Annotated in this window: 15 protein-coding genes; 11 read left to right on the top strand and 4 right to left on the bottom strand. The window is 71.2% G+C overall.

Annotated features, from left to right (window positions below; translation table 11 throughout):
* Positions 1–92: 92 nt before the first annotated feature.
* On the bottom strand, positions 93–683 hold the full coding sequence (locus ACIY1X_RS07420) for an HdeD family acid-resistance protein (protein ID WP_399679455.1): 591 nt from the start codon (positions 681–683) through the stop codon (positions 93–95).
* A 104-nt stretch (positions 684–787) separates the two neighbouring features.
* Positions 788–1495, bottom strand: coding sequence for a GntR family transcriptional regulator (locus ACIY1X_RS07415; protein ID WP_399679452.1), 708 nt, complete (start codon positions 1493–1495; stop codon positions 788–790).
* Positions 1496–1634: 139 nt separating this feature from the next.
* Between ACIY1X_RS07415 and ACIY1X_RS07410 the strand changes: the two genes are divergently transcribed.
* From ACIY1X_RS07410 to ACIY1X_RS07365, 10 genes are read left to right on the top strand one after another with little or no spacing between them, the layout of a single operon-like run.
* Positions 1635–2504, top strand: a complete 870-nt coding sequence (locus ACIY1X_RS07410) for an SDR family NAD(P)-dependent oxidoreductase (RefSeq protein ID WP_399679449.1) — start codon at positions 1635–1637, stop codon at positions 2502–2504.
* Between the two features lie 47 nt (positions 2505–2551).
* A complete protein-coding gene (locus tag ACIY1X_RS07405) occupies positions 2552–3760 on the top strand; it encodes an ABC transporter substrate-binding protein (protein WP_211260221.1) in 1209 nt (402 codons plus the stop codon).
* Between the two features lie 4 nt (positions 3761–3764).
* A complete protein-coding gene (locus tag ACIY1X_RS07400) occupies positions 3765–4667 on the top strand; it encodes a branched-chain amino acid ABC transporter permease (RefSeq protein WP_038205670.1) in 903 nt (300 codons plus the stop codon).
* Positions 4664–5632: a branched-chain amino acid ABC transporter permease gene (locus ACIY1X_RS07395; protein WP_399679446.1), complete on the top strand. Its 969-nt coding sequence runs from the start codon at positions 4664–4666 to the stop codon at positions 5630–5632. The genes ACIY1X_RS07400 and ACIY1X_RS07395 overlap by 4 nt, the downstream gene beginning before the upstream one ends.
* On the top strand, positions 5629–6393 hold the full coding sequence (locus ACIY1X_RS07390; RefSeq protein WP_399679444.1) for an ABC transporter ATP-binding protein: 765 nt from the start codon (positions 5629–5631) through the stop codon (positions 6391–6393). The genes ACIY1X_RS07395 and ACIY1X_RS07390 overlap by 4 nt, the downstream gene beginning before the upstream one ends.
* Positions 6386–7105, top strand: a complete 720-nt coding sequence (locus ACIY1X_RS07385) for an ABC transporter ATP-binding protein (RefSeq protein WP_399679441.1) — start codon at positions 6386–6388, stop codon at positions 7103–7105. Before ACIY1X_RS07390 ends, ACIY1X_RS07385 begins: the two co-directional genes overlap by 8 nt.
* 31 nt (positions 7106–7136) lie before the next feature.
* Positions 7137–7889, top strand: coding sequence for an SDR family NAD(P)-dependent oxidoreductase (locus ACIY1X_RS07380; RefSeq protein WP_399679439.1), 753 nt, complete (start codon positions 7137–7139; stop codon positions 7887–7889).
* 12 nt (positions 7890–7901) lie between these two features.
* Positions 7902–8642, top strand: a complete 741-nt coding sequence (locus ACIY1X_RS07375; protein WP_399679437.1) for an SDR family NAD(P)-dependent oxidoreductase — start codon at positions 7902–7904, stop codon at positions 8640–8642.
* Positions 8639–10375: an FAD-dependent oxidoreductase gene (locus ACIY1X_RS07370; RefSeq protein ID WP_399679435.1), complete on the top strand. Its 1737-nt coding sequence runs from the start codon at positions 8639–8641 to the stop codon at positions 10373–10375. The genes ACIY1X_RS07375 and ACIY1X_RS07370 overlap by 4 nt, the downstream gene beginning before the upstream one ends.
* Positions 10372–10977, top strand: a complete 606-nt coding sequence (locus ACIY1X_RS07365) for a glutathione S-transferase (RefSeq protein WP_399679432.1) — start codon at positions 10372–10374, stop codon at positions 10975–10977. Before ACIY1X_RS07370 ends, ACIY1X_RS07365 begins: the two co-directional genes overlap by 4 nt.
* Before the next feature lie 19 nt (positions 10978–10996).
* On the opposite strand, the gene ACIY1X_RS07360 is transcribed toward ACIY1X_RS07365, so the two are convergent.
* Positions 10997–13036 carry an AsmA family protein gene (locus ACIY1X_RS07360; RefSeq protein WP_399679429.1) on the bottom strand — a complete coding sequence of 680 codons (2040 nt, stop codon included), beginning with the start codon at positions 13034–13036 and terminating at the stop codon, positions 10997–10999.
* 452 nt (positions 13037–13488) lie between these two features.
* On the opposite strand from ACIY1X_RS07360, the gene ACIY1X_RS07355 reads away from it, so the two are divergent.
* The gene (locus ACIY1X_RS07355) at positions 13489–15507 is read left to right on the top strand and encodes a YadA family autotransporter adhesin (protein ID WP_399679428.1); all 2019 of its coding nucleotides are present in this window, start codon (positions 13489–13491) and stop codon (positions 15505–15507) included.
* A 13-nt stretch (positions 15508–15520) separates the two neighbouring features.
* Here ACIY1X_RS07355 and ACIY1X_RS07350 read toward each other — a convergent pair whose 3' ends face one another.
* Entirely contained in the window at positions 15521–16249 is a 729-nt protein-coding gene (locus ACIY1X_RS07350; protein ID WP_169748293.1) for a Crp/Fnr family transcriptional regulator, read from the bottom strand.
* Positions 16250–16277: the final 28 nt, after the last annotated feature.

The raw sequence follows: 16277 nt of genomic DNA, 5'->3' as shown, positions 1-16277 counted from the left end.
GGCCTTCCGGCTGGATGCGGACGAGTGGCAGGGGCAGCGCCGGCTGCGGCTGATGGTGGAGGGAATGGCCTCCTGAATGCGCCTGCGCGGCGTCAGCGCCGCGCCGTGCGCAACCGCAGCGCCAGCAGCACCAGCAGCACGCCGTAGACGAAGGCGAAGGCGCCGATCAGCCAGGCCAGCGCCACGGCGCCGGCGCCCGGCGAGGCCACCACCGCCACGCCGAACACCACCGACAGCACGCCCGACAGCGCATACAGCCACTCGCCCTCGATCTCCTTGCGCAGCCGGAAGGCAGCGACGATCTGGAACACGCCCCCGGCGATGGCCCAGAAGCCGATGATCAGGATCAGCGTGAGCGCCGTCAGCGCGGGCCAGACGAAGGTGACGACGCCGGCGGCGATGCCCAGCAGGCCCAGCACGATCACCGACCACAGGGGGCGGCCGTTGTCGCGGATGCGCCAGCCGGCCACCAGCGCCAGCACGCCGTCGATCAGGGCATAGGCGCCCCACACCGCCACCATCACGGCCACGGTCAGCCCGGGCAGCGCGAAGGCCAGCAGGCCGAACACGATGGCGGCCACGCCGCGCAGCGCGATCCATCCCCAGTGCGGAGCGAACAGCGGCCCCAGCGAGAGGGCCGCGCCGCCGCGAAGCGGCGAAGAGGGAGGGTCTTGAAAGGCCATGGCCGCGAATCTCCATCCACGAGCGAAGGAAGCCGGCATCTTCCACGCCATCGCCGGTCGGCCGCTGTCGGCCGATGGCGCGTCCTGCAAAGGGGGCCGGGCTTCTAGCGCCGCCGCGGCGGCTTCACGCCCGGCGCCGCGTCGCCGGCATCCAGCAGCTTCTGGTAGTCGCGCCGGAAGATGAGGCCGGCGTAGTAGACGTGCTCGCGCATCAACTCCTCGGCGCGCGCGCTGTCCCGTGCGAGCACCGCCTCGATGATGCGGAGGTGGTCACCGTGCGAGCGCAGGATGATGGCGTGGTCGTCCCACAGGATGATCCGGTCGGACGCGAAGGGGATGTTCTGCGCCTGCTCCGCGAAGCGCGTGACCCACGGGTTGCCCGAGGCTTCCAGCAGCGTGTCGTGGATCTCCACGTTCATCTGCTGGTAGGGCTCGTGGTCCTCCGGCTCCAGGCGCCCCTTGGCCAGGATGCGGTCGCCGATGGCCAGGCGCGACTGCAGGAACGCGGCCTGCTGCTCGGTCAGCCCCCGCACCGCCGCATTGCGGCAGGCCAGCCCCTCCAGCACCGAGCGCACGTCGTAGGCCGCCGCGATGGCCTCCAGGTCGAAGCCGCGCACGAGGTAGCCGCGCTTGGGCTGGTGGTCGATGAGCCCCTCGTTGGCGAGCGTGGCGAGCGCCGTGCGCACCGGCGTGCGGGACACCTTCAGTTCCTCCGCCAGCGGCAGTTCCTCCAGCCGGGTCTGCGGCCGCAGGCGGCCGTGGAGGATCCAGTCGCGCAGCGTCTCGGTGACGTCCTGGGCCAGTGTTCTCATCGTGCGGACCATTTGAGCATTCGATTTCAAGTATACATATAGGACCTTCAATACCCCGATATAGGGGTAAATACCATGAATACCTAGCCATCATGTATACATACTGCGGTTCTTGACGTTTTTTTGACAGACAGGAACCGTGACGAGCGCAGACAAGAGCACGAACGCCCCGCAGGGGCATCGGGACTGGCTGGACCTGGAGGGACGCGCCTGCGTCGTGACCGGCGCCGGCGGCGGCATCGGCGCGGAGATCGCCCGCCAACTCCTGGCGGCCGGCGCACGGGTGGCGCTGCTGGACCTGGACGCCCAGCGCGCCGCGGCGGCCGTGGCCGGGTGCGGGGGCAGCGTGCTGCCCCTGGCCTGCGACGTGACCGACGCCGCCAGCGTCCAGGCGGCGGCCGACGCGGTGCACAGCGCCTGGGGCCCGGCCGCGGTGCTGGTCAACAACGCCGCGTCGCTGTATGCCGACGCGCTGATGGACATCGCCGTGGACAAGTGGAACCGGCTGCTGTCGGTCAACCTCACCGGCTACCTGCTGTGCGCGCAGGCCTTCGGCCGGCAGATGCGCGAACTCGGTGGCGGCGCGATGGTCCACATCGCCTCGATCTCGGGCGCCATCCCGCAGCCCTACAGCGGCGCCTACAGCGTCAGCAAGGCGGGCGTGAAGATGCTGTCGCAGCTGCTCGCGGCGGAACTGGGCGAGCACGGCATCCGCAGCAACGTGGTGAGCCCCGCGATGATCCGCACGCCCATGAGCGAGGGCATCTACACGCAGGACGCCGTGCGCCGCCAGCGCGAGCGCATGGTGCCGCTGGGCCGCATCAGCACGCCGGCCGACATCGCCGGCGCCGTGCTCTTCCTGGCCAGCGAGCGCGCCGGCTACATCAGCGGCCAGGACATCCTGGTGGACGGCGCCCTCACGCAGAACTGGCTCGGCCTCGTCCCCCGCCCCGGCTTCCAGAAGGAAGACGCAGCCGCCGCCGCGTCGGCCGCCGCCGGCGACCTGTGAACCCGACGACCCCGCAACGATTCGACCGCGACCAAAGGAGACTCCCCTTGAATACCTTCATCAAGACCACCCTCGCCGCCGTGGCGGCGGCCACCGCCCTGGCGGCCGCCGCCCAGAGCGAGCCCGGACTGACCGACAAGAGCATCAGGATCGGCATGTTCAGCCCGCTGTCGGGCAACTCGATGGCCTACGGCTTCGACGTCGTCAACGCGGCGAAGATGTACTACGACAAGGTCAACAAGGAAGGCGGCATCCACGGCCGCAAGATCGACATCGTCCTGGAGGACGACCGCTGCAACGCCAACGACCTGCTGGCCGCGGTGAAGAAGCTCACCGAGCAGGACAAGGTCTTCCTGCTCAACGGCGGCTCGTGCTCGGGCCCGGTGGTGGGCGCGCGCGAGTACGTGGAGCGCGAGAAGATCCCGCTGGTCATGCTCAACGCCTCGGGCGACGGCGCGCTGTACCCGCCGTCGAAGTACATCTACGGCGCCTTCTCCATCTCGCAGCGCGCCGTCGGCGGCTCGATGGTCCAGTTCGCCGCCGAGCACCTGAAGGCCAAGAAGATCGGCTACCTCAACCACGACGACGCCTACGGCGGCTGGAACCTGGAGGCCGCCGAGTTCCAGGCCAAGAAGGTCGGCGCGACGCTGCAGGTGCAGTCGATCAACCCGAACATCACCGACGTCACGGCGCCGATGCTGAAGATCCGCGCCGCCAACCCCGACGTGCTGCTGGTCACCACCTACGCCCGCCCGGTGAGCCTGCTGGTCAAGAAGGCGCACGAGCTGGGCTGGAACAAGCCGATCGTCATCGCCGTCAACGGCACGGCCGACCTGAAGCAGCTGGTCGAGAACGTTGGCAACAAGGATGCATTCAAGAACGTCTACCTGCAGGAGGTCATGCTCGACGTGCCCGGCGGCGAGCAGCTCAAGTGGGTCTACGACATGTACAAGCAGTACTACCCGGACCTGGCCGCCAAGCCGGGCTACCCGCAGACCTACATGCCCTACGGCATCCCCTCGGCGATGGCGGTGGTCAACGCGCTCAAGGCCGCCGGCCCGCAGCCCACGCGCGAGAAGTTCCTCGACGCGATGTCCAAGCTCAACTTCGACTCCAAGGTGATGGCCGGCCCGATCGCCTTCACGCCCACCGACCACGCGGCGCAGAAGGCGGCCATCTACCTGAAGTTCGACGGCGAGAACAAGAACCGCGTGCCGGGCAGCTACGCCAGCGCCTGGACCTACCAGCCCAAGTAACGGCATGAGCTTCGACGAGATCTGGCTGTTCCTGCAGCAGGGCCTGCTGTCGGGGCTGGTGACGGGCAGCGTGTACGCGCTGCTCGCGCTGGCCATCGTGGCGGTGTTCAAGACCACCGACGTGCCCAACTTCGCGCAGGGCGAGATGCTGATGATGGCCGGCTACGTGGCGCTGAGCTTGCTGCTGCTGGCGCACCTGCCCTACGCGGCGGTGATCCCGCTCACGCTGGCGGTCATGGCCCTGGGCGGCGCGCTGTTCCAGCGCGTCGTGATGGAGCGCGTGACCGGCTCGCGCGGCGTCGGCGTGCAGCTGGTGATCGCCACGCTGGGCCTGGCCTACGTGCTCAAGGGCCTGGTGCGCCAGACCGGCCTGGGCGACACGCCGCGCTCGCTGCCCTCGCTGTTCTCCAGCGACACGGTGCTGATCGGCGACGCGGCCCTGACGCAGCTGGACATCGCGATCTTCGTCGTCGCCGTCGTGGTGATGGCGCTCATCTACCTCATGTTCACCTACACCCGCATCGGCAAGGCGATGCGCGCCGTCGGCATGAACCCGCGCGCGGCGCAGATCGTCGGCATCCGCCTGTCGCGCATCCGCATGATGGTGTGGGCGCTGGCCGGGCTGATCTCGGCCATCGCGGCGCTGCTCATCACGCCCAAGGTGCTGGTCACGCCCGACATCGCGCACATCGCCATCCTGGCCTACGCGGCGGCCATCGTGGGCGGCTTCACCAGCCTGCCCGGCGCGGTGGTCGGCGGCCTGCTGATCGGCGTGGTCGAGAACATGGTGGGCCTGTTCATCTCCACCAACGCGATCGTGGTGGCGCCCTTCCTGGCGATCCTGGTGACGCTGATCGTGCGGCCGCAGGGCCTGCTCGGCGGCAAGGTGCAGGTGAAGAAGGTATGAAGAAGCGTTTCTCCCTGGACCACCTGGCGCTGCTGGCGCTGCTGGCCGTGCTGTGCGTGCTCCCGTTCACGGTGACGGGCTACGTGCTGTACGTGGTCAACCTGCTGATGGTCTTCGTCGTGCTCGCGCTGGGCATGCACTTGGTCATCGGCGAGGCCGGCCAGTTCGCCCTGTCGCACACCGCCTTCTACGGCATCGGCATCTACACGGCCGGGCTCATCAACACGGCGTGGCACCCGCCCTTCGTCGTCTCGATCCTGGCCGGCGGCCTGCTCTCGGCGGTGCTGGGCTACGTGATCGGCTTCCTGGCGCTGCGCATGCGCGACATCTACCTGGCGCTGGCCACCTTCGCCTTCGGCGAGGCGATGCAGTGGGTGTTCCTCAACTGGGAGTCGGTCACCAACGGCTCCAACGGCATGCGCATGCAGCCGGCGCAGCTGTTCGGGCTGACGCTCACCAACGACCTGCAGGCCTATCCCTTCGTCATCGCCATCGCGGCGCTGATGCTGTGGGTGACGGTGTGGCTGTCGCGCTCGCAGTTCGGCTCCGCGCTGCGCGCCGTGCGCGAGAGCGACGTCGCCGCCATGGCGATGGGCATCAACGCGCGCGCCATGAAGCAGGCGGCCTTCGTCATCTCGGCGGCCTTCGCCGGCATCGCGGGCGGCATGTACACCCTGTTCATCTCCTTCATCCACCCGGAGAGCCTGGGCTTCCAGACCACCATCCTGATCCTGACGATGGTGGTGGTCGGCGGCATCGGCTCGGTGCGCGGCGCGGTGGCCGGCGCCATCGCCTTCGGCATCATCTCCGAGCTGCTGCGCCAGGCGCTGTCGATCCAGGAGATCCTGTACGGCGCGATCCTGCTGGGCTTCATGATGTTCAAGCCGCGCGGCCTGTTCGCCGGCTCGAAGAAGCGGGCGGCGAAGGCGCCGGCGGCGCACGTCCGGCAAGGGGGTGCTGCATGAGCGCGGCGCCCTTCCTCGACGTGCGCGGCATCACGGTGCGCTTCGGCGGGCTGACGGCCGTGAACGACCTGTCGTTCCAGGTGCAGCGCGGCACGATCCACGCCCTGATCGGGCCCAACGGCGCCGGCAAGTCCACCACCTTCAACTGCATCTCGCGCTACTACCAGCCCACCGCGGGCAGCATCGTGCTGGACGGCGTGGACGTGAGCCACGCCCGGCCGAACCGGATGGCCGGCTTCGGCGTGGCCCGCACCTTCCAGAACCTGGAGCTGTTCAGCGAGCTGAGCGTGTACGAGAACGTGCTGCTCGGCTGCTATTCGCACAGCGCGAACCCGCCGGGCCGCCTGCTGCGGCGGCCCGATGCGGCCACGCGCGAGCTGGTGGACAGCCTGATCGAGCGCGTGGGCCTCACCCACGACCGCGACACCACCGCCCGCGAACTGGACTTCGGCCACCAGAAGCTGCTGGAGCTGGCGCGCGCGCTGGCCCTCAAGCCGCGCCTGCTGCTGCTGGACGAGCCGGCCGCCGGCCTGCGCAACCGCGACATCGAGAGCCTGGACCGCCTGCTGACCGATCTGGCCCGCAACGACGGCATCACCGTCCTGCTGGTCGAGCACGTGATGCAGCTCGTGATGGCGATCTCCGACCGCGTCACCGTCATGTCCTTCGGCGAGAAGATCGCCGAGGGCACGCCCGCCGAGGTGAGCCAGGACGCCCGGGTGATCGAGGCCTACCTCGGCAAGGGAGCCGCCGATGAGTGAACTCATGCTGGAACTGCGCGGCGTCAGCGCCTCGTACGGCGCCATCCAGGCGCTGCAGGACGTGTCGCTGAAGGTCGAGCGCGGCGCCATCGTCGCCCTGCTGGGCAGCAACGGCGCGGGCAAGAGCACCACGCTCAACGCCGTGTCGCACCTGATCGAGCCCTCGGCGGGCGAGATCTTCTTCGACGGCGAACCGATCCGCCGCTGCCCCTCGGACGAGATCGTGCGGCGCGGGCTGGTGCAGGTGCCCGAGGGCCGCGAGGTCTTCAAGGACATGAGCGTGCGCGAGAACCTGGAGCTGGGCGCCTTCCTGCGCCGCTCGCGCGGCGAGGTCGCGCAGGACTTCGAGCGCGTGTTCGAGACCTTCCCGCGCCTGAAGGAGCGCAGCGAGCAGAAGGCCTCGACCCTCTCGGGCGGCGAGCAGCAGATGCTGGCCGTCGGCCGCGCGCTGATGGCGCGCCCGCGCATGATCCTGCTGGACGAGCCGTCGATGGGCCTGTCGCCGCTGCTGGTCGAGCAGATCTTCGAGACCATCCAGCGGCTGAACCGCGAACAGGGCCTGACCATCCTGCTGGTGGAGCAGGACGTGCGCCTGGCGCTGCGGATGGCCCGCTACGCCTACATCCTCGAGAACGGCGAGATGAGCCTGGAAGGCCCGTCGAGCCAGCTGATGAACGACCCCGCGGTGCGGCGCGCCTACCTGGGCGTGTGAAGCACCGCGGCGGCATGAAGGAACGCTTCCCATGGATCTTCTGAAGGACAAGCTCGCCCTCATCACGGGCGGCGGCGGCGGCCTGGGCTCGGCCATGGCGCGCGGCTTCGCCCGCCAGGGCGCACGCGTGATCGTGGCCGACATCGATCCGGCCCGCGCGCAGGCCATCGCCGACGAGGTGCGCGGCGCCGGCGGCACCGCCTGGGCCGAGTCGATCGACGTGACCGACCGCGCCGCCGTGGCCGCCCTGGCCGCGTCGCTCACCGAACGGCTCGGCCCCATCGACGTGCTGGTGAACAACGCCGGCATCTCGGCGCGCGCCCGCATCGACGACCCGCACTCGGCCGAGACCTGGGACCGGCTGATCCAGGTCAACCTGCAGGGCCTGTTCAACGTCACGCACGCCTTCGTGCCGGCGCTCAAGCGCTCGCGCGGCTGCATCGTCAACCTGTCGTCGATCGTCGCCTTCGTCAGCGGCATCTCGTCGGCCGGCTACATCGCGTCGAAGGGCGCGGTGCGCTCCTTCACGCAGGCGCTGGCGCGCGACCTGGCGCCGCACGGCGTGCGCGCCAACGCGGTGGCGCCGGGGCTGATGCTCACCGACATGGTGACGCCGCAGCTGCAGGTGCCCGGCGGCACCGACTGGTACATGAGCCGCGTGCCGATGAAGCGCGGCGGCGAGCCCGACGAGATCGTCGGGCCCGTGGTGTTCCTCGCCTCCTCCCTGGCCAGCTACGTCAACGGCGTGGTGCTGCCGGTGGACGGCGGCTTTCTCTCCGCATAGATGGGATCGGACATGAGCAGCAGCAACGGCAAACCCGTCGCCCTGGTGACGGGCGGCGCCAGCGGCATGGGGCTGGCCACGGTGGAGAAGCTGGCGCAGGACGGCTTCTCGGTGGTGATGGTCGACCGCGCGGCCGAGCAGGCCGCACGCGAGGAGGCCCGCCTGCGCGCCGCCGGACTCGACGTGCAGGCCCGCGTGCTGGACCTCACCGACGAGGCCGCCGTGCGCGCGCTGGTGCAGGCGCTGCCGCCGATCAGCGCGCTGGTGAACAACGCCGGCGTCTTCGACGAGCGCCGCTTCATGGAGGTGACGAGCGATGACTTCCGCCGCGCCTACGAGGTCAACCTGATCGCCGCGGCGACGCTCACCCAGGAGGTGGTGCGCCGCATGCCCGACGGCGGCCGCATCGTGAACATCGCCTCGCGCGCCTACCTGGGCGCGCGCAACCACCCGCACTACGTCGCCTCCAAGGCCGCCATCGTCGGCTACACGCGCGCCAGCGCGATGGAGCTGGCGCCGCGCGGCATCCTGGTCAACGCGATCGCGCCGGGGCTGATCGACACGCCCATCCTGCGCGCGCTGACGCCCGAGCGCCTGGCCGCGCAGCTCGCGCTGCAGCCCACCGGCCAAGCCGGCCGGCCGGAGGACATCGCGCAGGCCGTGGCCTTCCTCGTGTCGCCGCAGATGGGCTTCATCACCGGGCAGGTGCTCTTCGTCGACGGCGGCAAGTCGCTGGGGGGATCGGGCGCATGAGCAACGTCGTGTGGGAGCGTGAAGTCGACGTGCTGGTGGTGGGCGCCGGCGCCGGCGGCATGGCGGCCGCGCTGAGCGCGCACCTGGGCGGCTGCTCGGTGCTGCTGGTGGAGAAGACCGACCGCGTCGGCGGCTCCACCGCCGTGTCCGGCGGTGCCGTCTGGGCGCCGATGAACCGCCAGAGCGAAGGCGCCGGCCACCCCGACAGCTTCGACAAGGCGTGGACCTACATGCGCAACACGGTGGGCGACGCGGCGCCGGCCGAGATGCAGCGCGCCTTCCTCGAAGCCTGCGGCCCCGCCATCGACGCGCTGGAGCAGCACACGCAGGTGAAACTGGCCGCGCGCACCTACTCGCCCGACTACTACCCAGACCGCGAGGGCGCCGCGCTCGGCGGCCGCTCGCTGGACCCGCTGGCCTTCGACGGCCGGCTGCTCGGCCGGCACTTCCGCGAGCTGCGCGACCCGCTGCCCGAGTTCGTGGTGCTCGGCGGCATGATGATCACGCTGACCGACGCCAAGCACCTGCTGTCGGTGACGAAGTCCTTCGCCTCCTGGAAGGAGGGCATGAAGCTGGTGCTGCGCTACTTCGCCGACCGGCTGCGCGGCTACCACCGCGGCACGCGGCTGGTGCTGGGCAATGCGCTGGCCGGGCGGCTGTTCATGTCGGTGCTGGAGCGCGGCATCGACTACTGGCTGAACGCGCCCCTGAAGACGCTGCAGGTCGAGGACGGCCGCGTGGCGGGCGCCTGCATCGAGCACGAAGGCCGTCCGACCTGGGTGCGCGCACGCCAGGCCGTGGTGGTCGCCACCGGCGGCTTTCCGTGGAACGCGGCGCTGCGCGAGCAGCTCTACCCGCATCCGACCGGCCCCTGGTCCATGTCCCCCGCCGGCAACGCCGGTGAAGGCATCGAGATCGCGAACGCCGCCGGCGCGGCCCTGGGCAGCGACCACTTCGGCCCCGCCTTCTGGGCACCGGTGTCGCTGCTGCAGCGGCCCGACGGCACGCAGGTGCGCTACCCGCACCTGGTGTGGGACCGCGCCAAGCCGGGCCTGATGGCGGTGAACGCCGCGGGCCGCCGCTTCGTGAACGAGGCCACTTCGTACCACGAGTTCGTGCTGGCCATGTACCGCTCGAACGAGACGGTGCCGACCATCCCGGCCTGCCTGGTGTGCGACAGCGACTTCATGGAACGCTGGGGCCTGGGCCTGGCGCTGCCGGGCGGCCGGCCGCGCGAGCACCTGGTGCGCGCCGGCTACCTGTACCGCGCCGACTCGCTGGAGGCGCTGGCCGCGCAACTGCAGATCGACGCCGCGGGGCTGCGCGAATCCGCAGCCCGCTTCGACGGCTACGGCGCCACGGGCGAGGACCCGGAGTTCGGCAAGGGCAGCACCGAATACAACCGCTACCTCGGCGATGCGGACCATCGCCCCAATCCCTGCCTCGGGCCGCTGCGCAAGGCGCCGTTCTACGCCGTCAAGGTCTATGCGGGCGACATCGGCACAGCCTGCGGCATCCGCTGCAACGCGCAGGCGCAGGCGCTCGATGCCGAAGGCCGGCCCATCCCCGGCCTGTACGCGACCGGCAACGACATGCAGTCGGTGATGGGCGGCCAGTACCCGGCGCCCGGCATCACGCTCGGGCCCGCGCTCACCTTCGGCTGGGTGGCCGGCCGGCACATCGCGCGCGAACGTTCCAACACTCCCTCTTCCACACAGGCGGCAGCGTCATGAAGATCCTCTTCTCTCCCTTCTCCCCCTACGTCCGCAAGTGCCTGGTGACGGCGCACGAACTGGGCCTCGGCGACCGGGTGCAACTGCTGCCCTCCAACGCCCACCCGGTGCAGCGCGACCGCGAGATCATCGCCAGCAACCCGCTGGGAAAGGTGCCGACCTTCTTCACCGACGACGGCCAGGTGCTCTACGACAGCCGCGTGATCTGCGAGTACCTGAACCACCTCGCCGGCGGCACGCTGATCCCTGCGGCGGGGCCGGAACGCTGGCAGACGCTGACGCTGCAGTCGCTCGGCGACGGCATGCTGGACGCGTCGCTGCTCGCCCGCTACGAAGACGTGGCGCGGCCCGACGAGCGCAAGTGGCCCGAGTGGCGCGCCGCCCAGCTCGACAAGGTCGAGACCTCGCTGGCCTACCTCGACCAGCGGCCCGAACTGCTGGACGGCCGCGTGGACCTGGGCGCGCTGGCCATCGGCTGCGCGCTCTGGTACCTGGACCTGCGCTTCCCCGACGTCGACTGGCGCGCGCGCCACGCCGAAACCGCACGCTGGTACGCCGGCTTCTCGCAGCGGCCGAGCATGGCGGCGAGCTGGTCGCTCTGATGATCTGACGGCAGCCGCGTCAGCGGATGGCGCGGGCCTTGGCCGCGCCCTGGCGTGCGGCCTTGCTGTCCGCCGTGCGCGCATCGGCGAGCACGGCGGCGCAGTCGGCGTCCTTGCCCGGCCCCGGCTCCAGCGTGGCGGCCAGGCCCAGCAGCGGGTTGACGGTGGCGCCCGCCACCACGGCCGCAGCACGGGCCAGCAGCGGCCCCGCCTCCACGCCGGGGCGCGGGTCGCCGAGCGTGCCGCCCACCGTCAGCGGCGTGCGCAGCGACAGGATGCTCTTGCCCTTGGGCTCGGGGCGGATCACCAGGTCCAGCCCCTCGGTCGCCAGGTTGATGGTGCCGCCGGCCTGGAACACCGCGTTGCTGGTGTCCAGCACCAGCGTGCGGCCCGTCATGAGGCCCTTCTCGACGTCGAAGGCGATGGCAGCGCAACGCAACTGCACGTCACGCTCGCCGCGCGCGATGAACTTGATGATGTCGCCGCCCACCAGCGTGGCGAAGACCGGCAGCAGGTTGCCGAACTGGCCGCTGCCCATGAGCAGCGCCACGTCGCCGGAGGCGCCGCCCAGCCACGAGGCGACCGACACGCCCTCGCCTGCGATGTTCAGCCGGCCGTCCATCCGGCCCACGCTGTTGCCGCTGCCTTCCAGGCGCGGCAGCAGCCGCGCGAGCTGCAGGCCGCGCACGTCCAGCGCCGCGCGGATGTCGGCCGGCCGGCGCGCGCCGTCGATGCGGATGGCGCCCGCGACGGTGCCGCCGCCCACGCCCAGGTCGAGCGGGTCCAGCGTCAGCACGCCGTCCTTGAGCAGCACGTGCACGGCGCCGCGCTCCAGCGGCACGTCGCGCACGTTGCGGATGCGCTGCGCGCGGTAGCGCACATCGGCGTCCATCGCGCGCAGCCGCTCGAAGTCCAGCGGCGCGGTGGGCAGCACCTTGCCGCCGGCGCGCCGGCGCTGCGCCTGCCCCGCGGTCACCGGCGGCGGCACGCCTTCCACCTTCACGGCGGCCGCCGAACGGGCGGTGGGCGGCAGGCCGATCAGCGGCCCCAGGTCGTCCATGTCGAGCAGCCGGGAATGGAGCTGCCCGCTCAGGCGCGCTCGCGCGCCGCCCTGCTCGAACGCCAGGTCGCCGCCGATGTCCGAGAGGCCGAGCCGGCCCTGCAGCGCGCCGGCGTCCCAGCGCGTGCCGTTCTTGCGCAGCGTGCCCTTCACCGCGTAGGGCGGCGTCTCGGGCAGCGCCACGCCCAGCAGCGTGAACAGGTCGCCCAGCGTGCGGCCGCGCAGGTCGAAGCGCGCGTCGACGCCGTCGAGCGTCGCCAGCGCGGCCACGGTGCCCTCGGCTTCCAGGCGGGTGTTGCCGGCGCGCGCGCGGATCTCCATCGGGAAGGGGTCGGCGCCCATCGCATCGATCTGCAGCACCTGGCCCGCGCGGCCTTCGGCCTGCAGCGGCTGGCCCTTGTAGCGGCCCCGCAGGCTGTAGTGCAGCGGCAGCGTGCCGCGCGACGGGTCCAGGTCGAAGCGCGCCTGCATGTCCACGCCATAGGCCGGGGCCAGGAAGTCCAGTTCGCCGCGGTCCACCTCCAGCCGGCCGATCTGCGGCACGCGGCCGGCACCGCCCTCGCCCGCCGAGGTCTTGCCCAGCGCCCAGGTGCGGCGGCCGTCGGCCTCCATCTGCAGGCCCAGTTGCGGCGCCGCGAGCAGGATGCGCGGCAGCTCGACCCGGCCCGAGAGCAGCGGCCACAGGCGGATGTCGATCTCGGCCCGCTCGGCGCGCACCAGGTGCGAGCTGCGCGCCCACCCCGGGTTGGCAAAAGACACACCGTCCAGGATCACGGTGGCCTGGCGCCAGCCCGGCTGCACGTCGAGGCGCCGCGTGATCTCGAAGGCACGGCCCGTCTTCTCGCTGACGAAGCGGTTGACGGGGCCGCGCAGCAGGTCCCAGGGGAAGAACAGCACGAGCAGCACCAGCGCGGCGATCAGCGCCAGCAGGCCCGCCACGGTCCATCGCAGCCAGCGCGGCGCGTGCAAGTGGGATGCGGTGGCGGAAGAAATGTGCATGCGGTCGCTGCCCGCCAGCCAGGCCGATGCAGACCGGCGGACAGGTGTCAGCGTAGCGCGTAGGGAGGCAGCACACCGGTCGGCATCGCGCCCGGGGCGCTGTGCGCGGCGGCCTACGCCTGCCGTCTGTCATCCGGATAACACTTTCGTCCAAATGGGCCGCCGTGCGCGCGGCACATCCACCAAGAATGCGCGCCGTGCAACAAAATGAAACGGGAAGGCGGTAGGCCGCTGCGAGAGGCACGGCATCCGCACATCCCGACACGAGAGAGGCGTACTGCGCACGCAGACAGGCGATGGCTTGGGGCCGGTGACGGTCCGGAGCCCGTGCGCCCTGCTGGCCGGCGTACGAACCGCACACAGGTCGCTTCGGGCCGCCTCCCTTCGCCCACCGCGGCGGGGCGCGATGGCCGAAGCAGTCGTCCCACGCGCTTGCCCCCAGGAACCCCACAGTGCCGTTCTCTTCCTCCTTCACCCGCCACCGCCACGGCCGCTTCGCGCGCAGCCTCGTCTCCATCGCCGCTGCCACCTGCCTCACCGGCGCCTTCGCGCAATCCACCCCACCCGTCCTCGACGTCGGCGACGGCGCGATCGCCCCGGGCAGCACGGAAGCCATCAACGGCGGGCAGGCCTACCAGATCCAGTCGACCGCCCAGGACGCCGCCAACGCCGCCTCGTACGCCGGGGCCATCGCCGGCGCCGCCAACACCGCGGCGAACGCCGCTCAGCAGTCGGCCAACTCGGCCAACAGCAACGCCAGCACTGCGCTCGGCGTGGCGAACACGGCCAACACCGCCGCAGGCAACGCCCAGAACACCGCCAACGCGGCCCAGGCCGCCGCGAACGCCGCGCAAGGCACCGCCAATACGGCCCTGGGCAACGCCAACGCGGCCGCCGGTGCAGCGAGCGCCGCACAGGGCACAGCCGACAGCGCGCTGGGCCTGGCCACTACCGCGAACAACGCCGCCTTCGGCGCGCAGCAGTCCGCCAACACGGCCAACAGCATCGCCAACGCCGCGCTCGGCGCGGCGAACTCGGCCGGCAGCGCCGCCAATACAGCCCAGAACACCGCCAACTCGGCGCAGACCGCCGCCAACACCGCGCAAGGCACCGCCGACACGGCATTGGCCAACGCCAACGCGGCCGCCGGCGCGGCGGGCACCGCGCAGGGCACTGCCGACAGTGCGTTCAGCCTGGCGAATGCGGCCGGCACGGCGGCCCATGCCGCCCAGCAGTCCGCCAACTCCGCGCAGAGCATCGCGGGAACGGCGCTGGGTGCCGCGAACAACGCCCAGTCGACGGCCAACACGGCGCTGGGCGCGGCGGGCGCAGCACAGACCACGGCCAACACCGCCCTCGGTGCCGCAGGCACAGCCCAGACCACCGCCAATACGGCACTGAACGCAGCGGGCGCAGCCCAGACCACTGCGAACACGGCCCTGGGCGCGGCAGGCGCGGCACAGACCACGGCCGACACGGCGGTCGCCGCCGCGCAGACCGCCCAGGCCACTGCCGACGGTGCGCAGGGCACGGCCACGACCGCGCTGGGCCTGGCGCAGAACTCCGCGCAGTACAGCCCCGACGGCCAGTCGCTCAACCTCAACGGCAACGGCGGCGCAGGCACCACCATCGGCAACGTCCGCGCGGGCCAGGCCGCGACGGACGCGGTGAACGTCGGGCAGCTCCAGCAGTCCAGCCAGGTCACGCTGAACACGGCCAACGCGTTCACCAGCCAGCAGGTGCTGGCCCTGCAGACGCTCATGAACCAGGCGTTCGAGAACGGCCTGTGCAACTTCAGCAACGGCAACGTCAGCTGCGGCACCGGCGCCGTTGCACAAGGGACCGGCGCCACGGCCATGGGCCGGGGTGCGCAGGCCGTGGGCGACAACACCACAGCGGTGGGCACGGGCGCCGAGGCGCGCTACGAAGGCTCCGTCGCGATCGGCGCCGGCGCGCGTGCGCTGGCCGACCCGACCACGGCCGTCGGCAGCAACGCCGTGGCCGCGGGCAACAACGCAGTGGCCCTCGGCGCCAACAGCTTCGCCGCCGGCGCGAACTCCGTGGCGCTCGGCCAGGGCTCGGTCGCCACGCGCGACAACACGGTCTCGGTGGGCGATGCCTCCACCGGCCTGCTGCGCCAGATCGCCAACGTGGCGCCCGGCGTGCTGCCGACCGACGCGGCCAACGTCTGGCAACTGCAGCAGGCGGTGAGCGCGGCATCGACCCAGGCGCGGCAGTTCGCCGCCCGGGGCGTCGCATCGGCACTGGCCATGCCCCAGATGCCTGCACTGGCTCCCGGCAGGCAGTGGGTCGGCGTGGCCGTGGGCAACTATGCCGGCGAGAACGCGCTGGGTGCGTCCTGGGGCTACCAGATCAACGATGCCGTCAACGTCGGCATCGGCGTCTCGGGATCGTTCAGCAGCGGGACGAGCCAGCTCGCCACGCGGGTGCAACTGGGCTACGCCTGGTAGCGCCCCTGCCGCTTCAGTCCCCGGACTTCTTCGACGGATCGTCCGGGGGAAGCGGTGGACCATCCAGCCCGAAATCGAAATCCGGCGCCGCGTACGGCGCCTGGCCCGCCTCCGCGGGCCGTTCACCCGGCGTCAGCTCGCCGAAGTCGGTGGAGTGGCCGATGCGCTGCGAAAGCGTCAGCACCTGGTCTTCTCGCCGCAGCAGGCCCCGCTCCTCCATCTCCTTGATCACCCTGTTGACGACCGGCCGGGACAGGCCCGCGTACGACGCGATCACCGACTGCGGTATGCGCTTGTCCAGCACCCGCGTCCCGTCGGAAGCCTCCTGCGTCAGGTCGTACAGCGCCCTGCCGACGATCTGCTCCGCCGAGAGCGTGGCGACGCGGCGCATCTGCCTGCCCATCGCCGCGATCCGCTGGAGCTTCATCTCCAGCAGCCCCAACGCGACCGCCGGGTAGGCCTCGCACAGCCTGCGCAGGTAGCGCCTGGGAATCATGTAGACGGAGGACGGCAGCGCGGCGAGCAGCGTGACGTCCGCCCGATAGTCCCTGTCGGTGAAGTTGGGGCCGACGTGGACTTCGTTGGGCTTGAGGAAGTGCGTGGTGAGGTCCGCATCTCCGGAGCCGGAAGAGACCACACGGAGCAGCCCGGCACCGACGCAGTAGACGAACTCGGTCTGCTGGCCTGATTCCAGAACAATTTCGTTCTTGCGAAAGGACCGCAAGGTGGCGGCGGCGCTCACGGCCTTGCGTGTCGCTTCGGGCAGGGAG

This window comes from Xenophilus sp. (assembly GCF_044462705.1).
Taxonomy (GTDB): Bacteria; Pseudomonadota; Gammaproteobacteria; order Burkholderiales; family Burkholderiaceae_C; genus Xenophilus; species Xenophilus azovorans.
Note: the sequence above shows the minus strand (reverse complement) of the source record. Positions and strands in the feature narration are given on the sequence as shown.

Bases quoted from the DNA above. Each gene is read 5' to 3' on its own strand.
- ACIY1X_RS07420 (WP_399679455.1), bottom strand. From the start codon at position 683: ATGGCCTTTCAAGACCCTCCCTCTTCGCCGCTTCGCGGCGGCGCGGCC.
- ACIY1X_RS07415 (WP_399679452.1), bottom strand. From the start codon at position 1,495: ATGAGAACACTGGCCCAGGACGTCACCGAGACGCTGCGCGACTGGATC.
- ACIY1X_RS07400 (WP_038205670.1), top strand. From the start codon at position 3,765: ATGAGCTTCGACGAGATCTGGCTGTTCCTGCAGCAGGGCCTGCTGTCG.
- ACIY1X_RS07395 (WP_399679446.1), top strand. From the start codon at position 4,664: ATGAAGAAGCGTTTCTCCCTGGACCACCTGGCGCTGCTGGCGCTGCTG.
- ACIY1X_RS07390 (WP_399679444.1), top strand. From the start codon at position 5,629: ATGAGCGCGGCGCCCTTCCTCGACGTGCGCGGCATCACGGTGCGCTTC.
- ACIY1X_RS07385 (WP_399679441.1), top strand. From the start codon at position 6,386: ATGAGTGAACTCATGCTGGAACTGCGCGGCGTCAGCGCCTCGTACGGC.
- ACIY1X_RS07380 (WP_399679439.1), top strand. From the start codon at position 7,137: ATGGATCTTCTGAAGGACAAGCTCGCCCTCATCACGGGCGGCGGCGGC.
- ACIY1X_RS07375 (WP_399679437.1), top strand. From the start codon at position 7,902: ATGAGCAGCAGCAACGGCAAACCCGTCGCCCTGGTGACGGGCGGCGCC.
- ACIY1X_RS07370 (WP_399679435.1), top strand. From the start codon at position 8,639: ATGAGCAACGTCGTGTGGGAGCGTGAAGTCGACGTGCTGGTGGTGGGC.
- ACIY1X_RS07365 (WP_399679432.1), top strand. From the start codon at position 10,372: ATGAAGATCCTCTTCTCTCCCTTCTCCCCCTACGTCCGCAAGTGCCTG.
- ACIY1X_RS07360 (WP_399679429.1), bottom strand. From the start codon at position 13,036: ATGCACATTTCTTCCGCCACCGCATCCCACTTGCACGCGCCGCGCTGG.